Here is a 6,660-nt window from a genome sequence, read left to right on the forward strand (position 1 = left end):
TTAAAATTTAAAATTATAAGAAACGGAAGGCACTATACCAAAAATGGCTAATCGTACAGCTTCATTAACACCTGTATTTCTATTTTCTCTAAAAGAGATACTTGCTGCATTTTTACGGCCGTAGATATTATAAACTCCAAAAACCCATTCGCCTTTAAATTTTTTGATACTTTCTGGTTTTGGATTGTAAGTAGCTGATATATCTAAGCGATGATAAGATGGTAATCTGCTTGAGTTTCTCACTTCATAATTAGGAATAACCAATCCGTTATATTCATATTGTCCGTTTGGATAGGTGGTAGGCTGACCGGTTTGAAATATAAAGTTAGAACTAAAAGACCATTTTTTATTGAGTTCATAACTTCCTGTTAAAGATATGTCATGTGTTTTATCGTAAGCTGTATTGTACCATTCTCCGTTATTAATTCCAGTTTCTGCTGCTGTTTTACCAGGAGTTCTCTGTTCGGATTTAGAAAGTGTATAAGCTAACCAACCTGTAAAACGACCTTCATTTTTTCTTAAAAGGACTTCTAAGCCATAGGCTCTTGCTTCTCCATTTAAAATGATTTGCTCAATAGCATCATTGGCTATTAAATCGGCACCATCTACATAATCGATGCGATTTTTAATAGTTTTATAAAAACTTTCAACCTCTAGAGAGAAAACGTTGTTTTTAAACGTTTTAAAATAACCAATAGCAACTTGATCTAAGAGCTGAGGTTTTACATATTTACCACTTGGAGTCCAAATATCTAATGGAGTAGGTGAGCTTGTATTAGATAATAAGTGTAAATATTGACTCATTCTGTTGTAGCTTGCTTTTACAGAAGCATTATCGTTAAGCTGATAAGCGACAGCAATTCGAGGTTCTATATTTGCAAACGATTCAATAACATCACTTTTATTAAAGGTTTCAGTTCCAATAGGCTCTGTTTTTTGGTAGATGCCAATATCTTCATTAAAAGTTAAAGGATTATTGTTTTCGTAGATATTTAATTCGTCTTGTCCTAAGCGATGAAACATACTTAATCTTGCTCCGTAGCTTACCGAAAGTTTGTCGCTTAGTTTATGTTCGGCATCAATATATATGGCATTTTCAAAAGCAAATTTATCAATTAGCTTATAAGGATTAATTCCGGAAGTTTCTGTCGTTGGAGTAATTTCTCCTGGATTAAATGTGTAATACATGGTGTTTAATCCATACTCGAGTTTAAAGTCATTACTTATATAATGTTTAAAATCATATTTTAAATTGAAATTTTTAATGCCAGATTCCCAATCAAATTCTACAAAGTTTAATGTTAATCCGTAGTAATAGTCTGAATAGATTAAGGAAAGATTGGAAAATAATTTATCAGAAAACAAATGATTCCATCTAAAATTAAGCACTGTGTTTCCAAATGTGTTTTCAAAAGTATCAGAAATTTTAAAGACATCTCTGCCAAAATAACCCGATAAGTAAATATTGTTATTGTTGTTTATATTGTAACTTAATTTTGTGTTTAAATCGTAGAAATACGCTTTACTGTCTATATCAAAAAGGGGTAAAAATAAGTGGGCGTAACTACTGCGACCACCAAGCAAAAAAGAACCTTTATCTTTTTTAATAGGCCCTTCTGCTAAAAGCCTACTAGAAATTAAACCAATACCACCATTAACATGAAATTCTTTGCTATTACCTTCTTTTTGATAAATATCTAAAACAGAAGAAACACGTCCTCCATATTTTGCAGGAATTCCACCTTTATATAGTTTAAGATCTTTTATGGCATCAGGATTAAAAACAGAGAAAAAACCAAAAAGATGTGAGGAATTAAAAATAGTAGCTTCATCTAAAAGTATCAAATTCTGGTCTGCCGCGCCACCTCTAACATTAAAACCAGAAGAGCCTTCACCAGAATTCGTTACTCCTGGCAATAGTGTAATCGATTTTATCACATCTACTTCACCCAAAACCACTGGCATATTTTTAATCGTTTTTATGGATAACGAATTTACACTCATTTGTGGTTTTTTGATGTTTAGTCTTTCAATGTCATCAGTTAATATGACTTCGTCTAAACTTTCTGCAGCCTCTTCGAGTTGATAGTTTTTAGTAAGATTGTTGGTTAATGTTATTGTTTCTGAAATGGTTTTAAATCCCAAATAACTTATTTGTATAGTATAGGATCCTTCAGGTAATGTAATAGAGTAGAAGCCATATTCATTGGTAACACTTCCGGTTTGTAACTCTGGAATTATGATGTTAACACCAATTAGGGTTTCATTACTGAGAACATCAGTTACTTTTCCACTTAAGGTAAATTTTTCTTGTGCTTGAAGTGAGAAAGCACTCAGTAATAACGAGAGTATAATCCCTCTAAGAAGTAGTTTCATGTTTTATGTTAATTGTTGTTTTGATTGATGACATATTTTAATTAAAACGAATAACCTCTAAAGTTGTTACATTAAAAGTAAATTAAATGAATAAAAAAAAGCTTCTCGAAAGAAGCTTTTTAACATAACATTAATCTAATGTGATTATGAATTTAAAATTGAATTTAGTGCTTTGCTTGGACGCATAGCATCTGAAATCTTATCTTCATTAGGAAGGTAATAACCTTCAATATTTACAGGTTCTCCTTGACAATCGATTAGCTCTTTTACAATAGTCTCTTCATTTGACGATAATGCATTGAAAATGGTTGTAAACTCAGCTTTTAAATCGGCATCTTTATCTTGGTTTGCTAAAGCCTCAGCCCAATACAATGCCAAGTAAAAATGACTTCCTCTATTGTCTAATTCATTTACTTTCCTATAAGGTCCTTTTTTGTTTTCTAATAACTTATCTGAAGCATCATCTAAAGTTTCACCTAAAATATGTGCTTTTTTGTTGTTATTTACTTCTGAAAAATGCTCTAATGAAACTGCTAATGCTAAAAATTCTCCTAAAGAATCCCAGCGTAAATGGTTTTCTTCTAAAAATTGCTGAACATGCTTTGGTGCAGATCCGCCAGCTCCAGTTTCAAATAAACCACCACCATTCATTAATGGTACAATAGATAGCATTTTTGCACTTGTTCCAACTTCTAAAATTGGGAATAAATCTGTTAAATAATCTCTTAACACGTTTCCTGTTACTGAGATGGTATCTTTTCCTTCTTTAATGCGTTTTAATGTAAAATTGGTAGCATCTTCTAAAGATAAAATTCTAATATCTAAACCTTCAGTATCATGGTCTTTTAAATAGGTGTTAACTTTTTTAATTAATTCAGCATCGTGTGCTCTTTTCTTATCTAACCAAAAAACGGCAGGTGTTTGTGAAGCTCTTGCTCTAGTTACAGCTAATTTTACCCAATCTTGGATTGGAGCATCTTTTGCTTGGCACATTCTCCAGATATCACCTTCTTCAACTTTATGACTTAATAATACATTGCCATTAGCATCAATAACTTCTACCTTTCCTTTAGATGCTATTTCGAAAGTTTTATCATGAGAACCATACTCTTCTGCTTTTTGAGCCATAAGTCCAACATTAGGAACTGTTCCCATAGTTGTTGGATCAAAAGCACCATGTTTTTTGCAAAAATCAATAGTTGCACTATAAACACCAGCATAACTACTGTCTGGTATAACCGCTTTTGTGTCTTGTTGTTTCCCTTCTGCATTCCACATTTGCCCAGAAGTTCTAATCATTGCTGGCATTGAAGCATCAATAATAACATCACTTGGTACGTGAAGATTGGTTATGCCTCTATCTGAATTTACCATTGCTAAATCAGCACTATGGTCTAGAGTAAAACGAATATCTTCTCTTATTTCGTCGCGTTTATCTTCTGGAAGATCGCCTAATTTTTCAAGTAAATTTCCAAAACCATTATTTACATCAACACCTATTTTATCAAATGTTTGTCCATGTTTTTCAAATAAATCTTTGAAGAATACACGTACAGCATGACCAAAAATGATTGGGTCAGAAACCTTCATCATTGTTGCTTTCATATGTAATGAAAACAATACACTGTTATCTAAGGCATCTTCTACTTGCTCTTCTAAAAATTCGATTAAGGCTTTTTTGCTCATTACTGTAGCGTCAATAATTTCGCCTTTTAGTAAGCCTAAATTGTCTTTTAGGTTGGTTTGGTTGCCTTTTGTATCTGTATGTACAATTTTTACTGTAGTTGCATCTGCAAGTGTTACAGATTTTTCATTGTGCGCAAAATCTCCTTTAGACATTGTTGCGACATGTGTTTTAGAATCTGAAGACCATGCTCCCATACTATGCGGATTTTTCTTGGCATAGTTTTTTACCGCTTTAGGTGCGCGTCTATCAGAATTTCCTTCTCTAAGTATTGGGTTTACGGCACTTCCTTTTATCTTGTCATAACGTAATTTGATGTCTTTTTCTGCGTCATTTTGTGGTTCTTCTGGGTAATCAGGAAGTTTAAAACCTTTGTTTTGAAGTTCTTCAATAGCAGCAGTAAGTTGTGGTACAGATGCACTAATATTTGGTAATTTTATAATGTTAGCTTCTGGTTTTTTTACCAATTCGCCTAATTCTGCTAATGCATCAGATACTTTTTGATCTTCAGTTAAAAAATCTGGAAAAGCGGCTAATATTCTAGCGGCTAAAGATATATCTTTTGTTTCTATGGTTATGCCTGAAGACTTTGTAAATGCTTGAACAATTGGTAAGAATGAACGTGTTGCTAAAGCTGGTGCTTCATCTGTTTTTGTGTAAACAATCTTTGCTGTTTTTGTCATAAGTCTTGAAAATAAATTGAATAAATTTCTCCTCGAAATTGAGAAATGCGAATATACGAAAACGTTTGATTTTAACAGGTATATGATTTATACTAAACAAGATCAAATTTTGTGATATTGATAATTTAATAGCTAAAACCTTGAATTTATTCTATTATCTTAATATGAAAGCTTTCTAATAAGCCATAAATGTTTTCTTTTGAAAATGAGGCACTTTTAATTTTATTTAATGCAGGATTAATATTGAAATTAAATGCAGAAGTAAAATCAGAATATTCAATGTTGGTTCTATCGAAGGTAGCTCCTAATAAATCACAATCTTTAAAAGCCACATATTTGGCCTCAGCTTCTGTGAAATCTACTTGATGCATTGTGCATTTTAAAAAATTGGTTTTGCTGATTTTTAATTGATAAAAACTACTAAAATTAAGCGTACAATCTATAAACTTGAAAGACAATAGAAAGGGGTTACAACTTTGAAATATAACACCTAAGATTTTACAGCCTTTAAAAGTAACATCATTAAAAGATGTGTGCATTACATTAGCATTGCTGAAATTACAATCTAAAAAATCACATTCTAAAAAGCTAATGTTTGAAAGATCTGAATTTTCAAAATTACAATTGGTAAACGTACAGTCTGTATATTCTGTTTTAAAAAGATTGCTAGTGGTGTAGTCTTTGTTTTTGAAATCGTGGTTTTCTGTTAGTGGTTGGTCCATGTTGCAAGAATACGAAAAGAAATGTATTTGCCACAGCCTAGTGCGGTTTGTTATTAAATTAGACTTGTGGACTCTATAAATGTAGGTAAGGGGGGTAACTTTACTAAAAACAAAAAGCCATATCACTCAGAGAAATCTGTGCTGACATGGCTTTCTTAGAAACAGTACTAACATAACCTATTTAGTTTTTGCTAACTCAGTTGATAGACAAATGCCACCACCTTTTTCGGTTTAAGAGTTACTGTTTCAATTCGAAACATTTCATACCTTTCAAAATGTATTGACCTGATATTACTTTGTTTCTTAGGCTTGTTTTTCTTGATGTTTTCTTAATACCTTCAACTTTAACAAATATTAAGACTAAAACATTGCTCGTCCTTTTCGTGTTCACTTTCGATCCCAGTACTTCTTCGGAGCTTTTCACTTTACCAATATAACCTACAATAGTGTGTTATATTATTAAAGCTTCTTGATTGCTTTGCAAACACTTATTTTACACAAGTTGCTATACAACCTCAAAAAACAACCTCAATATATAAAGAACAAATCTTTAATACACATTAACATAATTCAAAACCAAACTTAGTTTTGTCGTTAATTGTTTTACTAAGTTAATGAAATATTTTGGATATCTATGAGATTTTAACGTATTAGATATCAACAGTTTATGAACTCATGTTATTAACAAATGTTAATAACCAAAAAAGCCTTCTTAAAGAGAAGGCTTTTAATTGTAATATATAAGTTTGAATTATCTTCTAACTTCTTTAATTCTTGCTTTCTTACCAGTAAGACCTCTAAAGTAGAAAATTCTAGCTCTACGTACTTTACCACGTTTGTTAACTTCTACTTTTTGTAAAGCAGGTAAGTTAATTGGGAAGATACGCTCTACACCAATTGTTCCTGACATTTTACGGATGGTAAACGTTTCAGAAGATCCACTTCCTTTACGTTGTAATACAACACCTCTAAAAAACTGCGTACGCACTTTTTCACCTTCTCTAATTTCGTAGTATACTGTGATGGTATCACCAGCACTAAATTCTGGAAAGTCTTTACGGGTTACAAATTCGTCTTGTACAAATTTTACTAAAGAACTCATTTTATTTTATTTATAATAGTTGATTCAAAGCAACATTCACGATTCTCGCCAGAGGTTGGTCTAAATTGGTTTGCAAAAGTACTACTTTTTTGC

At 31.8% G+C, this 6,660-nt stretch carries 4 protein-coding genes; all 4 read right to left on the reverse strand.

Annotated elements, in window-relative coordinates:
- Complete coding sequence (locus ACN5J3_RS13455; protein ID WP_418512074.1) at nt 1–2,376, reverse strand: TonB-dependent receptor; 2,376 nt, start codon at nt 2,374–2,376, stop codon at nt 1–3.
- Nucleotides 2,377–2,520: 144 nt separating this feature from the next.
- Nucleotides 2,521–4,743 carry an NADP-dependent isocitrate dehydrogenase gene (locus tag ACN5J3_RS13460; RefSeq protein ID WP_418512075.1) on the reverse strand — a complete coding sequence of 741 codons (2,223 nt, stop codon included), beginning with the start codon at nt 4,741–4,743 and terminating at the stop codon, nt 2,521–2,523.
- 146 nt (nt 4,744–4,889) lie between these two features.
- Nucleotides 4,890–5,465, reverse strand: coding sequence for a pentapeptide repeat-containing protein (locus tag ACN5J3_RS13465; protein ID WP_344712646.1), 576 nt, complete (start codon nt 5,463–5,465; stop codon nt 4,890–4,892).
- Between the two features lie 751 nt (nt 5,466–6,216).
- On the reverse strand, nt 6,217–6,567 hold the full coding sequence (gene rplS / locus ACN5J3_RS13470; RefSeq protein ID WP_334469454.1) for a 50S ribosomal protein L19: 351 nt from the start codon (nt 6,565–6,567) through the stop codon (nt 6,217–6,219).
- Between the last annotated feature and the right edge of the window lie 93 nt (nt 6,568–6,660).

Origin of the sequence: Corallibacter sp. (assembly GCF_048381695.1) — a bacterium.
GTDB classification, from domain to species: domain Bacteria; phylum Bacteroidota; class Bacteroidia; order Flavobacteriales; family Flavobacteriaceae; genus Corallibacter; species Corallibacter vietnamensis.